This is a genomic window from Acidisoma sp. PAMC 29798 (assembly GCF_030252425.1).
Taxonomy (GTDB): domain Bacteria; phylum Pseudomonadota; class Alphaproteobacteria; order Acetobacterales; family Acetobacteraceae; genus Acidisoma; species Acidisoma cladoniae.
Genome location: NZ_CP126994.1, coordinates 700,203 through 721,362, shown reverse-complemented (window position 1 = coordinate 721,362; position 21,160 = coordinate 700,203). Strand labels below are relative to the sequence as shown.

The following is a 21,160-nucleotide window of genomic DNA, read 5'->3' as shown; positions in this document are numbered from 1 at the left end:
CACAAGCGAGTGCGACATAAGACAGAAGGGCGAAAATGCCGGGATTGCTCAAGGCCCCGGGCTTCGTCCGGCTCTGGATCGCGGGCGGCACGTCCAACGCCATGCTTTGGCTGGAAGTCCTGGCGGCCGCTCTGTTCACCTTGCAAGTGACCGGCTCAGGCTTCGACGTGGCACTCGTTTCGGCGGCGCGCAGCCTGCCGCTGTTGGCGACGGGCGCGCTCATCGGCGTCATCTCCGACGCCATAGACCGTAAGCGAATCGTCACCGGCGGCTTGGTGCTGAGCGCCCTCGCCTCCGCAAGCGTCGGCGTGCTGGCACTGCTGGGTGTGTTGCGGCCCTGGCACATCGGCGTCGCGGCGCTTGTCAGCGGCCTGGTCTATGCGACCGAAATGCCGGCGCGCCGCCGCATGATCGCCGAGAGCGCCGGCCCGCGCCTCGCGTCCCGCGCCGTCGCCATCGACAGCATGACAAATTACGCCACGCGGGTCGCCGGCCCCTTGCTCGGCGGTCTCGCCTATCAGCAGATCGGTCTCTCCGGCGCCTTCCTGATGTCGGCCACCGTCAGCCTGGGCACCGCCATCCTGGTCGCGGGCATCACGCATCGCCAGGCGGTCGTGCGCCGAATGTCCTTGGCCGTCGCGATGCGCGACATGCGAGAGGGCTTCGCCTTCGCGCGCGGGCGGCGCGCCATCCTCGTGCTCCTCGCCGTCACCGTGATCACCAATCTCTTCGGCTATAGCTACACCACATTGGTGACGCCGCTCGGCAAGCTGGTGCTGCATCTGTCACCGCAAATGATCGGCGTGCTGGCTGCAGCCGAACCGGCAGGGTCACTGCTCGCCGGAACGGTGCTAGCGCTTCGGCCCGCGCGGGGGCATCCCTTGCGCTGGCTGGCCGGCGGCGCGGCGGTGCTGTTCCTGGCCTTGGTCACCGCCGCGCTGCTGGGCATGCTGGCGCATCCCCTGCTACCGATTCTGATCGCCTTGTTCCTCGGCGGCCTCGGCAGCGCCGTCTACAATATTCACCAGACCACCATCGTAATGGCCGATACGCCGCCCGAACTGCGCAGCCGCGTCATGGGTCTGATCACCGTCTGCATCGGCTGCTGGCCGCTGGGCATGTTGATCGCGGGTGCCCTGATCCTGCCGCTCGGCCTGCTTGGCGCACTTGCCTCTCTCGGGCTTGGCGGCCTCGCCGCCATGGCGATGATCCTGAGTTTGGCCCGGCGTTAGCCGCTATGCTGGGGCGGCGGATGAGCGCAGCGCTATCCGCCCAACCCTCGCCGGCCTTAGTATCCGCCCCACTCCAAGAGGATACGATCATCATGAAACGCCGCCATCTGCTCCAGGCGGGCGCCCTTGCCGCCCCAACCTTGCTCGGCTTTCGCACCAAGGCCGTCGCGGCCAACCGGGTGCTGAACGTCGGCTACCAGAAGGCCTCGGTATCCCTGGCATTGCTGAAGGCGCGGGGGCTGCTGGCAGAGCGTCTGAAGCCTCTCGGCTACGATGTCGCCTGGTCGGTCTTCACCTCCGGCCCGCCTATCATGGAAGCGCTGAGCGCCGGCGCGGTGGACTTCGCCTTTACCGGCGAACCGCCACCGATCTTCGCCCAGGCCGCTGGTGTGCCCGTGGTCTACGCCGCCGCAACCAAACCCGCACCGAAATCGGTTGCGATCCTGATCGGCCCCGACTCACCCATCAAAAGCCTGGCCGACCTGCGGGGCAAGAAAGTCGCGGTCGCCAAGGGATCAAGCGCGCAGTACCTGCTGATCTCCGCCCTGCGCCACGCGGGCCTTCAGTACAGCGACATCACGCCCGTCTATTTGCAGCCGCCAGATGGACGCATCGCCCTCCAAAGCGGCGATGTCGATGCCTGGTCAATCTGGGACCCCTTCTATGCCGCCGCCAGCGCAGCCGGCTTGAAAAAGCTGGCCGATTGCACCGGCCTGATGCCGAACCGTGGGTTCTATGTGTCGCGCCGCAGCTTCGCCGAAGCGAACGGCCCCGCACTCACGGCCGCCGTCGCCGCCGTGAAAGAGATCGAGGCTTGGGAGCCGACTCATATCCCCGAGATCACCGTTGAAATTTCCAAGACCACGGGGGTGCCCCCGAGCGTCCTGGATATTTGGTTTCAGCGACAGAAATACGGGGTCGAGCCGCTCACACCGGCGATCCTTGCCGACCAGCAGACCATCGCCGATACCTTCTTCGACCTGCACCTCATTCCGAGGAAGATCGACGTCTCCCAAGCCGCTTGGACGGCCTGAGGCGCTCACCGGTATGATCGGCTCGCTGACAACAAGCGACCAAGAAACGAACGCCAGCGGTTCACTGGCCGAACCGGGGATGGCGGCGGGCGATAGGTCCAATAGTCCTGGCCGAATTCCTGCACGAGCCGATCGTGGTTCGTTCGCAGGCGGTCCAACGCGGCCCTCGCCTGCACTGTCAACGCCGCCGATTCGACGGCATAGCCTCCGGTGGGCGGGGGTGGCCCCTCCCCATCCCATTCGATGAAGCAGGTCTCCGACTCAGTGGCCACAATCATGATTTGCCAGCCCTGATCCACATCCCAATGGAGCAGGCGTGGAGCGCCGCCGCTGGAGTCGGCGAAGATCTCAAGGATCGTGCTCGTTTCGTGCATATCATCGTTCCACGAAAACTCCGTCACCACCTCATCATTCACAATGATCGCGGGTTGAGTGCGAAAGTATGGGAATGGCGTGAGTGACGCTGTCTTGGCGTGCGCGTCAGCGATAGTGATGAGTCGCCGATAGTGGTCAGCCAGAGTGCCTTCTTGACCAAGCAACTCCGAGGTCGTCACCCGATCGGCGAATTGTCGCGGCAAATTCAACGGCGGCAATCGTACATTCGCCGTCTCCCATTCGAGCGCCGTCATGCCATTAGCTGGCCCGACATAAAAACTTGGCTCGATCCGAAACACAGCATCGCAGACGAAATTGGGAAGTCGACGCGCCGAAGCGATCCATGCCCCGTCTTCACCTTCCGGAAGAGGGAACACCCGGCGCGCCGTATCAGGTCGCGGCTGCTTACGGGTTCTGTGTGGCTGGCGCCGCTGGCATAGCCGGCATCGCAGGCATTGCCGGCATCGCACCTGGCGCGGGCGCCGCCGCTCCCGGTGACATGGACATGGCTGGGTTATTGGCGACTGCCTGCTTCAACATGGATGCCATCTGCTGGCAAAGTGCAGCGACCGTCGTCTTGCCTCTGGTCGCCGCGTCGGAGAGTGACATCACCGTACCGTTCGGCACAGTAACGGCACCGGAACGGCCCGTTGCCTCTGCGGCATCCGTCGGGCCGCCGGCTGGCAACATGGTCATAATCTGTTTTTGCGTTGAAATCGCCGTGCCGTCGATGGCACCCTGGTTTTGACAGTATTCCAGAACACCGAGTTGATTGGCGGCGCCGTTGCGCAGCATCATGGTCGTATCCGTCTGGGCGAGCGCCGGGACTGCCAACAACGAGGATGCGAGAAGTGCGAGCGAAAATGATCGTCCGATCATGTGAAATCCTTCCACGATAGTTATAAAATTCATAGCGTATTCGGCTGTCCGATCCGTGTTTCAGCAGCACGATCGGAAATAAGTAGCCCAGGCCGATAAGGTCTCTCTGCAAAGACGGCTGCCGCACCCCCTCGTTTAGACCGCGTGTTCCATACACGTCTTGGTTGAAATTGACGATAACGCGTGTCAAATCAAGGTGCAAATGATTGTCCAAAGCAGGAGGTCCCGAAAACCCTACTAATGTTCTGCATGTGGTTTATGTTGAGATTTCAAGGTAATGATTTTTATGATCACTAAGACGTCATCATTGGCCATGCGCATGATCGGGTTCAACCGCATCTTCACCACCGTCACATCTTTCCTTCTGCTCGCACCACAGTTCGCTTGGGCGGACGGGGTGCCGACAGCATTGAATACGATGTTGCCCCACGGCTATGACGTGCTGGCTGTGGCCTCAGGTCCACTGACGGGCGGCCCCCGCGATGATTACGTTATCGCAATCGGTCGTCATGGCGATGAGGCTTAGTGCCGGATGGGCAACCCTCGGTCGATCGCGCCGATCCGCACAAGCCCATCCGCTTCTCGGCCTGGCGACCAAAACGATAACCGCCGTTCCGAACTGGCGGCCCGCCGTGACCTATGGCAAAGCCACGTCATCTTCCGCGAAGGACAGAACACTTGGCCGAATACCGCTTGCTGGGACGGACAGACCTTAAGGTCTCCGCCATCTGCCTTGGAACCATGACCTGGGGACAGCAGAATACTGAATCCGAGGGCCATGCCCAGCTCGACAGGGCGATGGATCATGGCATCAACTTCATCGATACCGCCGAGATGTATGCCATTCCGCCGAAGGCCGAGACCCAAGGGTCGACCGAGCGGATCATCGGCACCTGGTTCAAGGCGCGTGGCAACCGCGACCGGGTCGTCCTCGCCTCGAAGGTTTCCGGCCGGTCACAGAGTGCTTACCTCCGGCCGGACGGCAAGGGCGCGCGCCTCGACCGTCGCAACATCGAATACGCCGTCGATGCGTCTCTCACGCGCCTGCAGACCGATTATCTCGACCTCTATCAGCTCCATTGGCCGGATCGCCCGATGGACCTGTTCGGCAGCGGCACCGGCACCCGTGTGCCGAAGCCCGAGGATGACGCCATTCCGATGGAAGAGACGCTCGGCGTGCTGGCGGATCTCGTCACCGCCGGCAAGATTCGCCATGTTGGCCTGTCGAACGAGACCGCCTGGGGCACCATGCGCTTCGTGCAGGCCGCTGAGGCCGGCCATGGGCCGCGCGTCGTCTCCATCCAGAACGCCTATAACCTCATCAATCGCACCTTCGAGATTGGTCTTGCGGAAATCGCGATGCGCGAGCACGTCGGCCTGCTCGCCTATTCGCCGCTCGGCCAAGGGTATCTGACGGGGAAATACCAGGGCGGCGCCCGGCCTGCCGGCGCCCGCACCACGCTGTTCGAGCGTGGATCGCGCTACGAGAAACCGGGCGTGGAAGCGGCGATCGACGCCTATCTCGCCTTGGCGCGCAACATCGGTATAGACCCGACCATGCTGGCTCTGGCTTTCGTCACCACGCGGCCTTTCGTCACTTCCAACATCATCGGCGCGACCAGCCTGGCGCAGCTCGATGTCGCGTTGATGTCAGAGTCGGTAGCGATCACGCCGGAGATCGAGGCGCGGATCAACGCCATCTATCAGCTCCACGGCAGCCCCGCACCATAGGGCGTGGATGGCGGAATACGCTGCGCTTTTCCGCCCTACACCCTTGCGCGTAGGGTGGAAAAGCGCAGCGTATTCCCCCGATCTCACCAAGAACGAGACGGCGGGCACAGCGGCCGTGATGGCTGTGGTGGTCTTCCGGGCGCTACACAGACGTGAATTCGCGCGACGATCTCGCGCATGATGGCGATATCCGCCGCGTAACGAGTACGGGTCGTAGAGAGAGTGACCAGGACCAGACTGTCGGGCGCGTTTCCCGTATCGACCTGGTCTTGTGAATAGAGTGACCCGATCCTCAAAGAGATGTCTTTTCCTTGCCTTTGAAGACATCCTGTCGCGGGCATGCCAAGAAGTATTGAGCCGGGCTTTAGGGGCTCGGCAGAAGGCGGACAGAACGTCGGCAGCAACGCGACATTGGTACGAGGGGGACCAAATTCGCCGCCGGTCGAAGAGATATCCGCAACGTTGAAGCTATAGAAAATCTCTATGCGCGCTGGCGTTGGCACATTGGGCGCCGCCTCGGGCGCCGTGGGATCGCACGCCTGCGGCCTGGACAGATAGATCTCGATGCCATGATCCGATCCAATCCATGTAGGGGGATAGGAGCAACGGAATAACCCCGGTGGAAGAGCGACCGTCAGGTCGTAGTTGTTCGTCGTAAAAACGGACGGCGCGGCCTTGGGCTCGGCGGCGCTGGCAGAACCGAAACCCAAGCTACAGCCAAGGATAATGCCGACCGCAAGACGTGTCGTCATCACCGAGTATGTCCGGCTGCGATGCCTCACGCCCACACTTGCTCGAACAAGGTCGCGTAATCCGCCTCCGCCATCGGCCGCGGATTGGTGGCGGTGGAATGGTCCTTCACCGCGCCCGCGATCATCGCGGGAAGACACTCCGCTGGCACACCCATCGCGGACAGGCTTTGGGGCATCCCCAGACGCACGTTCAAGTCCGCCAGAAAATCAGCGACATCGGCATCGGCGGCCAGGCCCATCGCCCCGCGCAGCCGCGCATATTTGTCGCCGCAATAGGCTTCGTTGTAGCGCAGCACGGCGGGCATGAGGACGGCATTGAGCGTGCCGTGATGCAGGCGTGGCGCTTCCAAGCCACCGAGCGGATGCGACATAGCATGCACGGCGCCGAGACCCTTCTGGAAGCACATGCCCCCCTGCAAGGCCGCCATCATCATTTCCGACCGTGCTTCCAAATCCGCGCCGTTCTCCACCGCCTTCGGCAGCCAGCGAATGGCGCGCGCCAATCCATCGAGACCGATCGCCTCGGCCGGCGGATTAAAGCGCGGACTGAGAAACGTCTCGATGCAATGGCTGATCGCGTCCATGCCCGTCGCGGCCGTCAGGCCCGGCGGCAGGCCGAGCGTCAGCTCAGGGTCGCAGATCGCCACATTGGGAATCAGATGCGGCGAGATGAAGCCGAGCTTGCGGCCATCCGTCAGTGTGATGAGCGCGGCGCGGCCGACTTCGCTGCCCGTACCGGCCGTCGTTGGGATCGCGATCAGCGGCGGCATATCCGCGCTAATGCGCGCGACGCCACCCAGGATCGCCGCATACTGATCGAGCGGCCCAGGATGCGTCGCCAACAGCGCCACACCTTTGGCGAGATCGATGGAGGAGCCACCACCCACCGCGACGATGCCGTCACAACCATCCCGGCGATAGACTGCCACGGCGTCCAGCACGGCGGCCTCGGTCGGGTTGCCCGGTGTGCCATCATAAAGGGCGACCGTGCCCGGCAGCATGTCCTTGACGCGCGCGATGAGGCCGGTAGCAACGAGGCCCTGATCGGTGATCACCAGCGGCGTGCGCACGCCCAGCAAGGCCAGTTCTTCGGCAAGGACGGAAATGGCGCCCGCGCCGAATTGAATTCGCGTGAGATAGGTGATCAGGTTCATAGCCATCCTCGCCGTCAAATTGGAGACAGGAAGTGTCCCGTCGCTTTATCGATCTTTCCATCCCGCTCGCAAACGACATTCCGGCCGATCCGCCGATTCAGATTCCGTCCATCGCCTATTTTTCCCATAAGGAAACCTTGCCCGATCTGCTCGGCTTCTTTCCCGGCCTGAAAGGCGAAGACCTGCCGGACGGCGAAGGCTGGGCCGTGGAACGCGCCACCATCTCCACCCATAACGGCACCCATCTCGATGCGCCCTGGCATTTCGCCTCGACCATGAATGGCGGCGAACGTGCCATTACCATCGATGAAGTGCCGCTCGACTGGTGTTACCAGCCCGGCGTGAAGCTTGATTTCCGCCACTTTCCGGCGGGCTATGTCGCGACCGCCGCCGATGTGGAGGCCGAATTGAAACGCATCGGCCATCGCCTCAGCCCCCTCGAAATCGTCGTCGTCAATACCGCCGCCGGCGCCCGCTTCGGCGAAGCGGATTACGTCGCGAGCGGCTGCGGCCTCGGGGCCGAGGCAACGCTTTATTTGCTCGATCAAGGCATCCGCGTGACGGGCACAGACGGCTGGAGCTGGGATGCGCCCTTCGTTCACACGGCGAAGAAATACGCCGCCACGGGCGATGCGTCGCTGATCTGGGAAGGCCACAAAGCCGGACGCCACACCGGCTATTGCCACCTCGAAAAACTGCACAATTTGGAGCAATTGCCGCCCACGGGCTTCATCGTCAGCTGCTTTCCCGTGAAGATCGAACGCGCTTCCGCCGGATGGACGCGCGCGGTGGCGATTATCGAGGATTGACCCATAACGGCGGCTTAGCATCGGCCGCCGCAAAAAACGCCGCCACATCCGCTGGCGTCACCGCATCCAACCGCGCCGGCACCCAGCGCGGCGCGCGATCCTTATCCACTACGGCGGCGCGCACGCCCTCGACGAAATCATGGCCGGGGGTGCGCACCAGGGCCATCCGAAATTCACGGTCCAGGCAGGCGTCCAGACTGCCCAATGCCTCGGCCGTGCGCAGCGCATGCAGGGTGATCTTGAGGCTGGTGGGGGACCGTGTGGCGATGGTCTTCGCCGCCGCCTGCGCCAGCGGCGCCTCATGGGCCGCAAGCCGCGCCACGATCGTTGCCACATCATCACCCTGGTAGCAGCCCGTCATCCACGCTTGTGCCTCGACAAAGAGACCCTGCGCGGGTGAGGTCGTGTGGGTTGTCAGGCATGAGTCCAAGCCCGCCGCCTCACAATCCTTCAGCGCCACGATCAGCGCCGGCAGCTTCTCGGACGGGACATGAACATCCGCCAACCCGACCGCAATCGCATCGGCCGCGCCGACGGCTTCGCCCGTCAGCGCCAGATGCGTGCCGTGTTCGAAGCGCGCGCGGGACAGCAGCCAGGTCGCGCCGATATCGGGGAAGAAGCCAATCCCCGTCTCCGGCATCGCAACGCGGGATCGCTCCGTCACCACCCGGTGGCTGGCATGGGCCGAGAGACCAACGCCGCCGCCCATGACGATGCCATCCATCAGCGCGACGACGGGTTTCCGGTACCGCGCGATCTGCGCATTCAGCTGATACTCGGCACGGAAGAACGATTCGTTCTCCCGCGCCTTGCCGGCCTTCGCAGCCTCATACAAGGCGCGGATATCGCCCCCCGCGCATAGCCCGCGCTCCCCCGCGCCATCCAGCAGCACGAAACGCACGGTGCCGTCGCCCTCCCACGCGTCGAGCGCGGCGGCAATTGTCTCCGCCATCTCAAGCGTCAGCGCATTCAAAGCGCGCGGGCGGTTGAGCGTGATGCGGCCGATGCCGCTCTCGATCCGCGTCAGGACATCGGACATGCGATCAGAAGCCGACCTGATCGCCGCCCTTGAGCGCCAACAGGGCGCGCGCCTCCTCCGGGGTTGCCAGTTCAAGCCCGAGGCCTTCGATGATCTGGCGCACGTTGCGCACCTGCTGGGCATTGCTCTCGGCGAATTTGCCCGGCCCGATCCACAGGCTGTCTTCCAGACCCACGCGCACATGCGCCCCCATGGCCGCCGCCATCGCCGCGATCGGCATCTGGTTGCGCCCAGCCCCAAGCACCGACCATTGATAGGCATCGCCAAACAGCCGATCCGCTGTGCGACGCATATGCATCACATCTTCCGGGTGCGGACCGATACCGCCGAGAATGCCGAAGACGGTCTGCACGAAGAGCGGCGGCGTCACCAACTTGCGGTCGAGGAAATGCGCCAGATTGTAGAGATGGCTGACGTCATAACACTCGAACTCGAATCTCGTGCCATTGCCGCCCATCGCCTTGAGGGCGAATTCGATGTCCTTGAACGTATTGCGGAAGATCAGGTCGCGGCTGTTTTCCAGGAACTCACGCTCCCAGGGATGCTTGAACTCCGTGAAGCGATCGAGCATCGGAAACAGGCCGAAATTCATCGATCCCATATTCAGCGATGCGACTTCCGGCTTGAAGGTCGTCGAAGGGCGGATGCGCTCCTCGATGCCCATGAAGGGGCTGCCGCCACTGGTGAGGTTCAGCACGGCATTGGTGGATTGCTTGATGCGCGACAGGAAGGGGGCGAAGGCCTCCGGCCGCTGGTCGGGTCGCCCGGTCTCGGGGTCGCGGGCGTGAAGATGCAAAACGGCCGCACCCGCTTCCGCCGCACCCAGGGCCGCATCGACGATCTCATCCGCCGTCACCGGCAGATAGGGGGACATCGACGGGGTATGGATCGCGCCCGTGACGGCGCAGGTGATGATGACTTTTCGGGCTTTGGCCATGAACTTTGTCCTTCAATCGATCTCTTTGGCCGCGTCGCGCTTATGCGCGAGCAGCGCCATCAACCGGCGGTCGCGCCAGCGGGCATGATCCGCAAGCCCGTCTCGCGGCAGTATCGCCTGCCGCTCCGCCTCGGCCGTCGGGCTGATCCCCGCCCAGTCGGCCATATGCTGCTGGCTCGGCCACATGGTCTGATACATGCCCTGATAGCGGGCGATATAGTCGGCGATGCCGCCCGGCGCATTTAGATCGATGGTCTCGAACGGCCCCATAAAAGCCCAGCGCAGACCAAGCCCATCGCGAATGCCGATATCAACATCCTCGACCCCCGCATAGCCATCGGCGACCAGTCGAAACGCCTCCTGCAACAGCGCGCCTTGCAGGCGGTTCATGACGAAGCCATCGATTTCGCGCTTCATCATGATCGGCGCATGGCCGACGGCGCGCATGAAGCGCCCCGCGCGCTCCAGCACCTCGGGCGCCGTCCACGGTGCGGGCACAACCTCCACCGCCGGGATCAGATAGGGCGGGTTAATGGGATGGATCACCAGGCAGCGATGGCGACCGGGCAGGCTTTCGGTAAACGCCGAGGGCAACAATGCAGAGGTTGAGCTGGCAAGCACCGTGTCCGGCGCCGCGAGGGCATCGAGTTCGCGGAACACGCCGATTTTGACGTCAAGCTTTTCGGGCGTGTTTTCCTGAACATGCACAGCGCCATCCAGCGCCGCAGCCAGGGACGCCGCAGGTGTAATGCGACCGCGCACCGCCGCCGGCGTATGCCCCGACAGCAACCCGTTGCGGTCCAGATCCTCCAGCACCGAATCGACGAAACCGATGGCGGCCTCCGCCGCGCCCGGCACGGCATCATGCAAGGCGACCTCATAGCCCGCGCGAGCGAAACTGATCGACCAGGCGCGCCCGATCAACCCGCTGCCGATGACGGCGACTTTGTCAGCCATGCGCCTGTCTCCCTCTGAAAGTCACCGCGACGACCGCTCCCGCAGCGCCAGCACGGCGCCCAACACGACCAGGCCAAAGATGATGTCGCGTACGGCATGCGGCAGGTTGGTGCCGTCCAGCAGCGTCTGCAAGGCGGTCAGCAGCAAGGCGCCGCCGAGCATGCCGAGGTAATGGCCGCGACCGCCGGTGATGAGCGTGCCGCCGACCACGACGACGGCGATGGAGGGCAGCAGATAGTCATCGCCCATGCCGAGGCTCGCCTGGCCGCTGAAACCGGTGAGCATGACACCCACTAGGGCCGCGCAAAAACCACTCAACCCATAGACCAAGACGAGGGTCCTCGGCACATTGACGCCCGAAAGTTTGGCCACGAGGGCGCTATTACCCACGGCATAGACGCGTCGTCCAAAGACCGTGCCGCCGAGCAGTACCACCGACCCGATCACGAACAGCGCAATGAACACCACCACGGGCGCGATTCCCGCGATATGGCCGGTCATGAACCAATGCAGACCGGGTGAGGAGAATCCATCCGGCGTGCCATTGCTGAAGACCAGAGCGGCGCCTTGCAGAATACCGTTCATGGCGAGGGTGATGACGATGGGGGGCAGGCCGAGCACGACGATGCCGAGGCCATTGACCATGCCAATGAGGGCGCCGAGCACGAGCACCATCGGTACGACCCAGACCGAGGCTGCGTTCGAGCCATGGATCATCCCCGCCGCCAGAATGCCGCAGAAGCCGATCACCCAAGGCACGGACAGATCGAGACCGCCGGTCAGGATCACCGTGCCTTGGCCGAGAGCCAGCACGATGAGGAAGGAACTCAGAACGATCAGCGAATTGTAATAGGACCAATGGTCGATCGTATCCGGCCGCACCAGGGCGGTGGCGATCAGCACGCCCGCGACGCAGAGATAGGCCGGCAGCGCGAAACGGAGCCGCTCGCGGTGGCGCTGCATCCAGGTGACACGCGGCGTGCGCAAGGCGACGGCGGACCCGAGCCTGCCAACATGATGCGTCGCGTCCGCCCAGCGAATCTGGGACGGCAGCAGCCCAGCACGCCAGGCCCGCAGGCGACGCCGCATCTGCTGGGCGATCTGCGCTACCGGCGCATCCTTGTGCAAAGCCGCGACCAGCACGGCAAGGATCAGCACCACGCCTTCGGCAACAGAGCTGTAATAGGCTGAGACATTCAGGGCCAACAGGATATTGACCATCAGCATCAGCGTATAAGCGCCGAAGATGGCACCGATCAGCCCGCCGCGCCCGCCGCCCAGAACCGTGCCGCCCAGCACCACGGCCGCAAAGGTTTCGAGCAGCAGCGGATCGCCGATCAAAGGATCACCCGCGCCCGTCTGCGCACTGATGAACACCCCGGCCGCGCCATAGAACATGCCGCCGATGACATAGGTGATGAATTTGGTGCGGCGTACCGGAATGCCGGCGGATCGCGCCGACTCCTCGTCACTGCCGATGGCATAGATCGACACGCCGAAGCGGGTGGCCTTGAGCAGCAGCCACACGATCACCGCCGCTACGATGACGAGCAGAGAAGCCGGCAGCATGTTCGGGATGGCCGCGCCGGTGAAGAAATTCTTGAACCCGTCCGCGATTGATCCACCCGGCGAATCCAGCACCAACACGGTGATGCCGCGCACCAGGAACATTGTCGACAGCGTCACCACAATCGGCTGGAGGCCGAGGAAGGCCACGAAGAAACCGTTGAAGGCGCCGACCGCGCCGCCCACGGCGATACCAAGAACGCCGACGCCGATCTCCGATCCGAGACTCGTGCCCATTTGCGTGGCGAGCACGACATTGACCAGTGACACAACGGCGCCGACCGAAAGATCGAAGCCGCCGACAAGGATGATCAGCGCCTGCCCCATGGCCGCGAGCGCCAGCGTGGCGCCACCGCTCGACATGAAGCTCGCCTCGAAATAGCCGAAGGCGCCCCCGCTAAAACCGATGGAGATCAGAAACAGAACGATGAAGACCGCGGCGATGATGAGCACGCCACGATTGTGGCGCAGAAAAAGCGCAGCGCCGGACGCGCGGCGCGGCGTCACCATGGGCGAGGCAAACGACGACATCAGGCCACCGCCTCCAAAACCCGCGCCGGCGCGTCGGCGCCGCCCAGGGCCGGGCGCATGATGCTTTCCTCGTCGATCCCATCGCCGCGCAATTCGCAGACGACCTGCCCGGCATACATCACGAGGACACGGTCGCAGAGATTGACCAATTCGGGAATTTCACTGGAACAGAACAGCACGGCGCCGCCAGCCTTGGCGAAGTCCCTGATCAAGACGTAGATTTCATGCTTGGTCCCGACATCGACGCCGCGTGTGGGGTCGTACATCAACATGACGCGGCTTTCCGCGAGCAGCCATTTCGCGATGGCGATCTTCTGCTGATTGCCGCCGCTGAAGGCCGAGACGCGCGTATAAAGCGCCCGCTCCTGCACCTGGACCACGTCCAGCACCCGGGCGACCTCGGCCGCCTCCGCCGTCTTGTCGATGAAGCCGAACCGCGCACGCCGATCCAGGGTCGGCAGTGCGACATTGCTCTGACCGTCAAGCTTCAGCAGCAGCGCTTCGGTCTTGCGATCCTCCGGCACCATGCTGATGCCAATCCGCGCGCGAACGGCATCCTCGGGCGAGGACAGCATCACTGGTTTGCCGGCAACCTCGATCCCGCCCGCCGAAGGTTGCGCCGCCCCGAAACAGGCGAGAAACACATCCAACTGCCCCATGCCCTGAAGACCGGCAATGCCCAGGACTTCACCGGGTGCCAGCGCAAAGGACACGTCTCGCACCCTGTTCCCGACATGCAGACCCTTGACCGCCAGCGCGGGAATCGCCTCCGGCACGAGGGTCGAGATGCGCGGCGGAAAGGTCGCGTCCAGGGAGCGGCCAATGATCATCTGAATGAGGTCGTCGTCACGCACCTCCGCCACACGCCCACTGCCCACATCGCGGCCATTGCGCAGCACCGTGAGGTTTTCGCAGAACAACCGCACTTCCGGCATGCGGTGGGAGATGAAGATGATCGTAATGCCCTGCGCCTTCAGGCCGTCGATGACATGGCCGAGCCAATCGATGTCGCGGCCGGACAGTGTGGATGTCGGCTCATCCAAAAGCAGGATACGCGGCTTGCGGAAAACGGCGCGCGCGATCTCCACCTTCTGGCGCGCGGATAACGCCAGCTCCGTCATCCCCCGGCGCGGATCGATCTCCCCCAACCCCATCGCGGCAAGATGCGCCTCGACCAGCCGCAGCCCTTCGCGTTTGCGTAACTGCCCGAGGACGGACACCGGCTCATACAGCAGCAGCATATTCTCCGCGACCGTGAGGTCGCGGATCTGCGTCATTTCCTGAAAAGCGGTCTGGATGCCCAGGGCCTGCGCCTGACGCGGCGAGCGCAGCTTGCAGGCCTCGCCAAAGACCCGCAAGCTGCCGGCATCTGGCTGCACCAAACCGCTGAGCATCTTGACGGTGGTGGACTTGCCGGCGCCGTTCTCACCGAGCAGCGCATGCACAGTCCCAGCCTGCACCGAGAAAGACATGCCGTCGAGCGCGACGGTCGCACCATAGGCTTTCCGCACGCTCTCGACAGCGATGGCAATCTCAGCCGTCATGGATTTACTGCTCGGGCTTGCCGGTCAAGGCGCCCTGCACGCCCACTTCCGGCACGTCCGGCGAATAGATCGAGGCGAACCAACCGGGATTGGAGATGAGCGAGGGCTGGAAGACGTTGCAACCCGCCTTCATCTCCGCCCAGCTTCCGGTCTGGCAGAGTTTGATATTATCGTTGGTCACAAGCGCTTGCGGAATGACGGTGAGTTGCGGAATGGTTCCGCCTTCCAGCTTCGCGACGACACCCTTGAGCGCCAGAGCGCCTGAGAAGTTCTGTGAGCCGGAGGATGTACGACGCGCGCCCATGGGACGATAGGTGCCATTGGCACCATCGACCTTGGTACCGACCGGCAACATTTGAATGCGGCCGCCATTGGAGGCTTCACCACCGCAGGGACGAACTTTATCCACCGCAATGCCAGCCTCGATCTGCATTGAATTCGCCGTATAGCAACCCGCCTGCATCATGACGCCGTCAATCCCGGTCCAGGGATGCGTCGCGATGATCTTGGAAAGTTCGGTGCGGGCCACGGCCTGACTCCACATGCCATTGGCCTGGGCGACGACATGGATATTGGGATAGTTCTTGAGCACATCTTGCTCACCCTGCTTGCGCAGAAGATCGACGGAGGTTCCGGGCACGCCGCTGATGATGACGATATTGCCCTTGCCGTTCAGTTCCTTGACCAGCCAATTGGCTTGGTTCTGGCCCCACAGACGCTGGTCGATATGGAAGTTGTAAGCGCAGGGCTCGGAGATGACGGAGTCGTAAGCCGCCACGATGACATGGCGCGAACAGGCTTCCTTGACCACCGCATTCAGCGCCGTCGGCGAAATCGGATAGACCAGAATGGCGTCGGCGCCGGCTTGCACCATGCTGTTGATCTGCTGGATTTGGCGCTGGGCATTCGGCCCGGCGACCTGAATGCGCAGATCGACCTTGTCCTTCATGGAGGATGACGCGGCAAGGGCGCGAATCTCGTTCTCGGCCTCCGCCTGCCAGTCATTGCCGATATAGCTCATGCTCAAGAAAATCTTGAACTTCTTCGCGGCCGCCGGGCTCGGCGTTGCCACGGTCGCGAGCGCACCGAAACCGATTGCGGCCGGCAATAAGGCACGAAGGATCGTCTTGTGCAGGCTTTTGCGGTTTCGGACCTTGCATTGGACCATGGTTTCCCCCTCTCCCGATTTTTCGGGTTGTTGTTGGCGTTTTCGTGGAGCGCTTGGACGCCGCACGAATTTGCTATTGCCCATACCACATCATACATGGAGGATGTCGTCAACGATGTTCGATCTGTGATCACGGATGACACAGTGGATTTGCTTGCAGGAGCAGAAGGGTTGATCCCGAAAGTCACCGCGATCGACGTCACGACGGTGCAGGAACGCGTCTACCGCGAACTTCGCAGCGCTTTGCAGCAAGGCCGGCTGGTCTCTGGCCAGTCGATGACGGTCCGCGCCCTCGCCCGTGCCGTCGGCACCAGCGAAATGCCGGTGCGGGAGGCACTGCGGCGCCTGATCGTCGAAGGCGCGCTGGTGCAGGTGCCGAACCGCTCATTTCAAGTCGTGCCAATGACGCTCGATCGCCTCGCTGAACTCACCCGTGTGCGCGTGGCGCTGGAAGGCATGGCGGCCCGTTTGGCGGCCGGCGCATCCAACGCCGCTTTCGTCGCGCGCCTGACAGCACTCAATGCGCAAATGCAGGATGCAGTGCGCGCCGGCGAGTCGAATGACGAGATCCTCCGGGCGAACCAGGAATTCCATTTCGCCATCTACACGGCTGCCGCCTCACCGCAACTTCTCGAATTCATCGACATGCTGTGGCTGCGCAGCGGCCCATATCTGTCTACGGTTCTGCGCGGGTCGCCGGAGGCGCGGGATCTGTTTCGCCGAGGCGCCGTCTCGCATGACCGATTGATCCGTGCCATGGCGCGTCGCGACGCCAATGCTGCGGCGCGCGCCCTCATCGCCGATATTGAGCAGATGGCGAGTTCGGCGATGAAGCTCCTCACCCCGCCCGCGAAGAAGCGACGGCGGACCGTCGCGATGGCGGCGTGATCAAACCTCAGGTGGTGAGCGGTAACTCTCGAAATTACCGCAAACCCCGACCGACTGGCCGGACACATGCGGCGCACGATCGGAAGCCAGGAACACCGCCATATCCGCGATCTCCACCATCTCCACCATGCTATGCATGGAGATGTTATGCAGCACCGTTGGGATATACGCCTCGTAGGTCAGCCCCCGCGCACGCGCCTGTTCTTCCATCACCCGCTGGCCGCGCGGACCATTGACCAGGCCGGGCATGATGGCGTTGACGCGAATATTGTATTGGCCGAGTTCCACGGCCAAGGAATCCGTGAGACCCCGCACCGCATATTTGCTGGTGGAATAGGGCGAGCGCAGCGGCATGCCCAAACGGCCGGCCGTGGACGACATATTGAGGATAACGCCGAAGTTCTGCGCCTTCATCAACGTCGCCGCCCGCCGCGCCATATAGAACAAGCCGTTGACGTTGACGCCGATGGTCTGCGCCCATTCCGCATCGGTCACCGCATCCACCATCTTGGTGGGGCCCGAGACGCCGGCATTGTTGATGAGGATATCCACGCCGCCAAAGGCCGTCTCGACCTGATCATAGAAGGCGCTGACCTGCGCGGAATCGGACACATCCGCCTCCATCGCCTTCAGATCGGGGTGAACCCCCTCCAGCGCGCTGAGTGCAGCGCGATCGACGTCACAGACGAAGACGCGGGCGCCCTCGGCCAGGAACCGCTCGGCGGTCACGCGGCCGATGCCGCCGGCGCCCGCACTGATAACGACACGCTTGCCTGATAAACCGAGATCCATGGTGACGCTCCTCATTCCCGTCGGTGCCGCTGCGCAGCATCCGCTTGTCCGATCTCCGCCGGACTGCTGCCTAAGCTGACACGCCTGAGCGACGACCGTCAATGCCACGGATAAGCGATCTGTGATCACAGGGCTTGAATTGCGCGGCCACCCGCGTATCGTTCCCGCAAGCCTGGGCTCATGGGCGAATGCGCCATAAAAAGACAATGGGGATGACGGTCATGGTCGATATCCGCCTTCTGGTGGACAGCCACAACCATCTCGGCGAAGGGCCGCTTTGGGACGTGGAAGAACAGCGCCTTTATTGGATCGATAGCTCGGCGGCTGAAATCTGGAGTTGCACCGCCGATGGGGCGGATGTGCAGCTTTATTACGTTCCGTCGCATATCGGGTCCATGGCATTGCGGGAGAAAGGCGGCGCCATTCTTGCCCTCGCCAATGGCTTCAGCCTCTATGACTTCAAGACGCAGCGACTGACCCATATCGGCGATCCGGAAGCCGACGAGCCCGAGAATCGTTTGAACGACGGCAAGGTCGATCGGCGGGGCCGGTTTGTCGCGGGCTATATGTCCTACGATCATGATCGACAGGATGCCAATCGCGGCCAGCGCCCGGTGCGCAATGCGGCGCTCTACAGCCTCGACCCCGATCTCACCATCACACGGCTCGACAGCGGCATCAAATGCTCCAACGGCCCGTGCTGGAGTCCGGACAACAAGACCTTCTACTTCGCCGATTCCTATGACAACATCATGTACGCCTATGATTATGATATCGAAACCGGTGGTGTCTCCAATCGGCGGGTCTTCACGAATACCTATGACTATCCCGGAACTTTCGATGGCTCCACGGTGGATGCCGAGGGCTATATCTGGAATGCGCATGTCTTCGGTGGACGCCTCATCCGCTATGCGCCCGATGGCAGCATCGACCGCATGATCCCCTTCCCGTTGCGCAATCTGACCAGCGTCATGTTCGGCGGACCCAACCTCGACATTCTCTATGTCACCAGCATGGGCCGTCCGATCAAAGGCGTGCCGCAGCGCGAGACGCATGCCGGCGGCGTCTATGCCGTGCATGGCCTCGGCGTGAAGGGTTTGCCCGAGCCACGCTTCGCCGGCTGACCACACGAACATCCCAAGAAAGGGAGAGACGTCCTCATGAAAGTCACCAAACTTGCCGATGGGCTCGGTTGGCCCGAAGGCCCCTCGCCGCTCGCCGATGGCTGCCTCATCTTCGTCGAAACCTATCGCAGTCAGGTCTCGGTCTATGAGGAAGGGCGCGGCGTGTCGCAATTCGCCTATGTCGGCGGCGGCCCGAACGCCGTGCTCGCGGCCACTGACGGCTGTTGCTATGTCACCCAGAATGGCGGGGTCATCGGTCCGTGGCGCGCGAAGGATCAGCGCCCCCCTTGCATCCAGCGCATCACGCCGGAGGGAAAGGTCGAGATCCTGGCAACAGAAATCGACGGGCACAGGCTTCGCGCACCGAACGACCTCGCCTTCGGGCCGGATGGTGTGCTGTATTTCACTGATCCCGGCGGCCCCTTCGATCCCGTCAATCGGCCGGATCGGTCACGCCTATTCGCCATGAACCCCAATGGCACCGGTCGCCTGCTGGAAGAGCTGGAGCCGGTCTATGCCAACGGCATTGTGGTCGAGGCCGATGGCAGCATCGTCTGGGTCGAAAGCTATACCGGCGCCGTCAATCGTCGTGGCACGGATGGCCGCATCGCGCAGCTTTGCATTCTTCCCGAAAAGGGCAAGCCGGATGGGCTGAAAGTCGCGGCCAATGGCGATCTCTACATCACGGCCCTGATCGCCGAGGGCATCGATATCGTGTCGCCGGACGGTGGCTATAAGCACCTGCTGTCCGTCGGACGTGTCCCGACCAACTGCGTCTTCGTCGGCAACACGCTCTATGTCACCGACGGCGGCCATTTGGGCCTGTCGGCGGAGCCTGACATGGCGGGCGTGCTGTGGCAGGTCGATCTCGACGACGTCGGTGGCATGCCGCTTTTCCCGGGCGGCATTGATCGCGGCGTCATCGCCGGCTAGGCGACATTGTCGAGCGATCGCGTAGACTGCGGCCTTCTTCACGGAGGGCCGGATGAAATCGACCGCTTGGCTGACAAAAACGGATGGGCCTCTCGCGGCACAGTTCCGCTTCCTGATCGAAGCGGACCGGCTCAAAACCGTGATCCGTGCCAATCGCATCGCCGATGATTCCCGGCGGGAGAATACCGCCGAACATTCCTGGCATCTCGCCCTGTTCGCGATGGTCTTGTCCGAGCATGCACTGGCGCCGGTGGATGTCTGGCGCGTCGTGCAGATGCTGATTCTGCACGACCTTGTAGAGATCGAGGCCGGGGATGCGCCGTTGCATGATCCCCAAGCCGCCATCGGCCAAGCCGAACGGGAGCAGGCGGGTGCGGATACGCTGTTTGGTATGCTGCCACCTGCGCAAGGCGCTGCGTTCCGCGCCATTTGGGATGAGTTCGAGAGCGCCGACAGCAATGACGCTCGCTTCGCTAAGGCCTGCGATCGCCTTCAGCCTATCTTGCTCAATCACGTCGTCGGTGGCGGTACCTGGACCGATTATGATGTCGATGAGGGCCGCGCCCGCGCGCGCACCAGCCAAATCGCGCATGGCTCCGCCGTGCTCTGGGCCGCCGCCGAAACCGTTTTCGCCGACGCCGTCGCCATGGGTTGGCTGAAACCGATGCCTGAGGTCGCTGCATGATCGCCCTTGGTATTCACGGCGGTTGCGGTGTCATGGCCCGCACCGAACTCAGTGACGCGCAGTGGGCAGCGGCGCGGGCGGACCTGATTGAGGCTTTGCGCGCCGGCTGGCGGGTGCTCCAGACTGGTGGCAGCGCCGTGGCGGCTGTGGAAGCCGCCGTCGTGGTGATGGAGGAGTCGCCTCATTTCAACGCCGGCTACGGCGCGGCCCTCAATATAGACGGCGTAGCGGCGCTCGACGCCTCCATCATGGATGGTGCAAGTCTCGGCGCGGGTGCCGTCAGCGCCGTCTCGCGCGCCCGCAATCCCGTGAAACTCGCGCGCGCTTTGATGGAGGGCAAGGGCACGGTGATGCTGACAGGCCCGGCCGCCGATGCTTATGCCGAGGCCCATGGGCTGGAGGTTGTGGCGCCATCTTTCTTCGTTACGGACCGTCAGCGCCAGGCGCTGGTTCGCATGAAACACCTTGAACGCACGGGAACGCCGGCGACGGAAGGCGAAAAACACGGCACCGTCGGCGCAGTGGCCTTGGATCGCGACGGCCATCTCGCCGCCGCGACCTCGACCGGTGGCTATACCAACAAGCCTGCTGGGCGCGTTGGCGACACACCCATCATCGGGGCCGGCACCTATGCGCGCGATGGAACCTGCGCGGTATCGGGCACCGGTGCCGGCGAATACTTCATCCGCCACGTCGTGGGGCACGAAATCGCCAGCCGCATGGCCTATCTTGGCGAGGATCTGGCAACGGCCGCGCATAAGGTGGTGATGGAGGATCTGCACCGACACGGCATCGGCGCCGGCATCGTGGCGATCGATGGCCAAGGGCGCCTCGTGGTGCCTTACAATACGGACGGCATGTATCGCGGCTGGGTCACGACCGAGGGCGTCGTGCATGTCGCGACGCATGACAAGGTCTTCGTGGTGGAGACGCTTTAAGAGAGTGGTGCCGCGACCGGCAGGAACGCTTACCAACCGGCGCCAAAGCCGCCGCAATTGCGGCCAATAAGAAGCGACCGCTGGGGAGAGAC

General features: G+C 63.3%; 21 protein-coding genes. 10 read left to right on the top strand and 11 right to left on the bottom strand.

The features are described from left to right. The first annotated feature begins 35 nt into the window (after nucleotides 1-35). Together QP803_RS03535 and QP803_RS03530 are read left to right on the top strand one after the other, a co-directional pair. The gene (locus QP803_RS03535) at nucleotides 36-1,232 is read left to right on the top strand and encodes an MFS transporter (RefSeq protein ID WP_284946295.1); all 1,197 of its coding nucleotides are present in this window, start codon (nucleotides 36-38) and stop codon (nucleotides 1,230-1,232) included. A gap of 92 nt (nucleotides 1,233-1,324) precedes the next feature. Further along, nucleotides 1,325-2,266 (top strand): aliphatic sulfonate ABC transporter substrate-binding protein, encoded by a 942-nt coding sequence (locus tag QP803_RS03530; protein WP_284946294.1) that lies wholly within the window; start codon nucleotides 1,325-1,327, stop codon nucleotides 2,264-2,266. 5 nt (nucleotides 2,267-2,271) lie between these two features. Here the strand turns inward: QP803_RS03530 and QP803_RS03525 are convergent, their stop codons facing one another. Both QP803_RS03525 and QP803_RS03520 read right to left on the bottom strand, forming a co-directional pair. Further along, nucleotides 2,272-3,018 carry a hypothetical protein gene (locus QP803_RS03525; RefSeq protein WP_284946293.1) on the bottom strand — a complete coding sequence of 249 codons (747 nt, stop codon included), beginning with the start codon at nucleotides 3,016-3,018 and terminating at the stop codon, nucleotides 2,272-2,274. 28 nt (nucleotides 3,019-3,046) lie between these two features. Next, nucleotides 3,047-3,520: a hypothetical protein gene (locus QP803_RS03520; RefSeq protein WP_284946292.1), complete on the bottom strand. Its 474-nt coding sequence runs from the start codon at nucleotides 3,518-3,520 to the stop codon at nucleotides 3,047-3,049. Between the two features lie 286 nt (nucleotides 3,521-3,806). Here QP803_RS03520 and QP803_RS03515 point away from each other — a divergent pair, with 286 nt between their 5' ends. Together QP803_RS03515 and QP803_RS03510 are read left to right on the top strand one after the other, a co-directional pair. After that, nucleotides 3,807-4,046: a hypothetical protein gene (locus QP803_RS03515; RefSeq protein ID WP_284946291.1), complete on the top strand. Its 240-nt coding sequence runs from the start codon at nucleotides 3,807-3,809 to the stop codon at nucleotides 4,044-4,046. 152 nt (nucleotides 4,047-4,198) lie between these two features. Then, the gene (locus QP803_RS03510; RefSeq protein WP_284946290.1) at nucleotides 4,199-5,251 is read left to right on the top strand and encodes an aldo/keto reductase; all 1,053 of its coding nucleotides are present in this window, start codon (nucleotides 4,199-4,201) and stop codon (nucleotides 5,249-5,251) included. Between the two features lie 83 nt (nucleotides 5,252-5,334). Here QP803_RS03510 and QP803_RS03505 read toward each other — a convergent pair whose 3' ends face one another. Together QP803_RS03505 and QP803_RS03500 are read right to left on the bottom strand one after the other, a co-directional pair. Beyond that, nucleotides 5,335-6,003: a hypothetical protein gene (locus QP803_RS03505; protein ID WP_284946289.1), complete on the bottom strand. Its 669-nt coding sequence runs from the start codon at nucleotides 6,001-6,003 to the stop codon at nucleotides 5,335-5,337. Between the two features lie 26 nt (nucleotides 6,004-6,029). Then, complete coding sequence (locus QP803_RS03500) at nucleotides 6,030-7,157, bottom strand: 4-hydroxybutyrate dehydrogenase (protein ID WP_284946288.1); 1,128 nt, start codon at nucleotides 7,155-7,157, stop codon at nucleotides 6,030-6,032. Between the two features lie 32 nt (nucleotides 7,158-7,189). Here QP803_RS03500 and QP803_RS03495 point away from each other — a divergent pair, with 32 nt between their 5' ends. After that, the gene (locus QP803_RS03495) at nucleotides 7,190-7,966 is read left to right on the top strand and encodes a cyclase family protein (RefSeq protein ID WP_284946287.1); all 777 of its coding nucleotides are present in this window, start codon (nucleotides 7,190-7,192) and stop codon (nucleotides 7,964-7,966) included. On the opposite strand, the gene QP803_RS03490 is transcribed toward QP803_RS03495, so the two are convergent. The 6 genes from QP803_RS03490 to QP803_RS03465 are packed head-to-tail and all read right to left on the bottom strand — an operon-like array spanning nucleotide 7,953 to nucleotide 15,708. Further along, on the bottom strand, nucleotides 7,953-9,005 hold the full coding sequence (locus QP803_RS03490) for an enoyl-CoA hydratase/isomerase family protein (RefSeq protein ID WP_284946286.1): 1,053 nt from the start codon (nucleotides 9,003-9,005) through the stop codon (nucleotides 7,953-7,955). The two genes, QP803_RS03495 and QP803_RS03490, sit on opposite strands and share 14 nt — an antisense overlap. Nucleotides 9,006-9,009: 4 nt before the next feature. Further along, nucleotides 9,010-9,942 (bottom strand): 3,5-dioxohexanoate:acetyl-CoA acetone transferase, encoded by a 933-nt coding sequence (gene kce, locus QP803_RS03485; protein WP_284946285.1) that lies wholly within the window; start codon nucleotides 9,940-9,942, stop codon nucleotides 9,010-9,012. Nucleotides 9,943-9,954: 12 nt separating this feature from the next. Beyond that, a complete protein-coding gene (locus QP803_RS03480; protein WP_284946284.1) occupies nucleotides 9,955-10,899 on the bottom strand; it encodes a 3-hydroxyacyl-CoA dehydrogenase in 945 nt (314 codons plus the stop codon). 21 nt (nucleotides 10,900-10,920) lie between these two features. After that, nucleotides 10,921-12,996 (bottom strand): ABC transporter permease, encoded by a 2,076-nt coding sequence (locus QP803_RS03475; RefSeq protein ID WP_284946283.1) that lies wholly within the window; start codon nucleotides 12,994-12,996, stop codon nucleotides 10,921-10,923. Continuing rightward, nucleotides 12,996-14,540, bottom strand: coding sequence for a sugar ABC transporter ATP-binding protein (locus QP803_RS03470; RefSeq protein ID WP_284946282.1), 1,545 nt, complete (start codon nucleotides 14,538-14,540; stop codon nucleotides 12,996-12,998). Before QP803_RS03470 ends, QP803_RS03475 begins: the two co-directional genes overlap by 1 nt. A 4-nt stretch (nucleotides 14,541-14,544) precedes the next feature. After that, on the bottom strand, nucleotides 14,545-15,708 hold the full coding sequence (locus QP803_RS03465; RefSeq protein ID WP_284946281.1) for a sugar ABC transporter substrate-binding protein: 1,164 nt from the start codon (nucleotides 15,706-15,708) through the stop codon (nucleotides 14,545-14,547). A 171-nt stretch (nucleotides 15,709-15,879) separates the two neighbouring features. Between QP803_RS03465 and QP803_RS03460 the strand changes: the two genes are divergently transcribed. Next, nucleotides 15,880-16,596 (top strand): GntR family transcriptional regulator, encoded by a 717-nt coding sequence (locus QP803_RS03460; protein ID WP_284946280.1) that lies wholly within the window; start codon nucleotides 15,880-15,882, stop codon nucleotides 16,594-16,596. On the opposite strand, the gene QP803_RS03455 is transcribed toward QP803_RS03460, so the two are convergent. After that, complete coding sequence (locus QP803_RS03455) at nucleotides 16,597-17,388, bottom strand: SDR family oxidoreductase (protein ID WP_284946279.1); 792 nt, start codon at nucleotides 17,386-17,388, stop codon at nucleotides 16,597-16,599. Nucleotides 17,389-17,600: 212 nt separating this feature from the next. Here QP803_RS03455 and QP803_RS03450 point away from each other — a divergent pair, with 212 nt between their 5' ends. From QP803_RS03450 to QP803_RS03435, 4 genes are read left to right on the top strand one after another with little or no spacing between them, the layout of a single operon-like run. Beyond that, nucleotides 17,601-18,512 carry an SMP-30/gluconolactonase/LRE family protein gene (locus QP803_RS03450; protein ID WP_284946278.1) on the top strand — a complete coding sequence of 304 codons (912 nt, stop codon included), beginning with the start codon at nucleotides 17,601-17,603 and terminating at the stop codon, nucleotides 18,510-18,512. A 36-nt stretch (nucleotides 18,513-18,548) separates the two neighbouring features. Beyond that, nucleotides 18,549-19,445, top strand: coding sequence for an SMP-30/gluconolactonase/LRE family protein (locus tag QP803_RS03445; RefSeq protein ID WP_284946277.1), 897 nt, complete (start codon nucleotides 18,549-18,551; stop codon nucleotides 19,443-19,445). A gap of 52 nt (nucleotides 19,446-19,497) precedes the next feature. Next, entirely contained in the window at nucleotides 19,498-20,130 is a 633-nt protein-coding gene (locus tag QP803_RS03440; protein ID WP_284946276.1) for an HD domain-containing protein, read from the top strand. Beyond that, nucleotides 20,127-21,068: an isoaspartyl peptidase/L-asparaginase family protein gene (locus QP803_RS03435; RefSeq protein WP_284946275.1), complete on the top strand. Its 942-nt coding sequence runs from the start codon at nucleotides 20,127-20,129 to the stop codon at nucleotides 21,066-21,068. The genes QP803_RS03440 and QP803_RS03435 overlap by 4 nt, the downstream gene beginning before the upstream one ends. The last annotated feature ends 92 nt before the right edge of the window (nucleotides 21,069-21,160 follow it).

Coding starts and splice junctions, on each gene's coding strand:
- QP803_RS03535 (WP_284946295.1), top strand. CDS start 36: ATGCCGGGATTGCTCAAGGCCCCGGGCTTCGTCCGGCTCTGGATCGCG.
- QP803_RS03530 (WP_284946294.1), top strand. CDS start 1,325: ATGAAACGCCGCCATCTGCTCCAGGCGGGCGCCCTTGCCGCCCCAACC.
- QP803_RS03520 (WP_284946292.1), bottom strand. CDS start 3,520: ATGATCGGACGATCATTTTCGCTCGCACTTCTCGCATCCTCGTTGTTG.
- QP803_RS03515 (WP_284946291.1), top strand. CDS start 3,807: ATGATCACTAAGACGTCATCATTGGCCATGCGCATGATCGGGTTCAAC.
- QP803_RS03505 (WP_284946289.1), bottom strand. CDS start 6,003: ATGACGACACGTCTTGCGGTCGGCATTATCCTTGGCTGTAGCTTGGGT.
- QP803_RS03500 (WP_284946288.1), bottom strand. CDS start 7,157: ATGAACCTGATCACCTATCTCACGCGAATTCAATTCGGCGCGGGCGCC.
- QP803_RS03490 (WP_284946286.1), bottom strand. CDS start 9,005: ATGTCCGATGTCCTGACGCGGATCGAGAGCGGCATCGGCCGCATCACG.
- kce (WP_284946285.1), bottom strand. CDS start 9,942: ATGGCCAAAGCCCGAAAAGTCATCATCACCTGCGCCGTCACGGGCGCG.
- QP803_RS03480 (WP_284946284.1), bottom strand. CDS start 10,899: ATGGCTGACAAAGTCGCCGTCATCGGCAGCGGGTTGATCGGGCGCGCC.
- QP803_RS03475 (WP_284946283.1), bottom strand. CDS start 12,996: ATGTCGTCGTTTGCCTCGCCCATGGTGACGCCGCGCCGCGCGTCCGGC.
- QP803_RS03470 (WP_284946282.1), bottom strand. CDS start 14,540: ATGACGGCTGAGATTGCCATCGCTGTCGAGAGCGTGCGGAAAGCCTAT.
- QP803_RS03465 (WP_284946281.1), bottom strand. CDS start 15,708: ATGGTCCAATGCAAGGTCCGAAACCGCAAAAGCCTGCACAAGACGATC.
- QP803_RS03455 (WP_284946279.1), bottom strand. CDS start 17,388: ATGGATCTCGGTTTATCAGGCAAGCGTGTCGTTATCAGTGCGGGCGCC.
- QP803_RS03450 (WP_284946278.1), top strand. CDS start 17,601: ATGACGGTCATGGTCGATATCCGCCTTCTGGTGGACAGCCACAACCAT.
- QP803_RS03445 (WP_284946277.1), top strand. CDS start 18,549: ATGAAAGTCACCAAACTTGCCGATGGGCTCGGTTGGCCCGAAGGCCCC.
- QP803_RS03440 (WP_284946276.1), top strand. CDS start 19,498: ATGAAATCGACCGCTTGGCTGACAAAAACGGATGGGCCTCTCGCGGCA.
- QP803_RS03435 (WP_284946275.1), top strand. CDS start 20,127: ATGATCGCCCTTGGTATTCACGGCGGTTGCGGTGTCATGGCCCGCACC.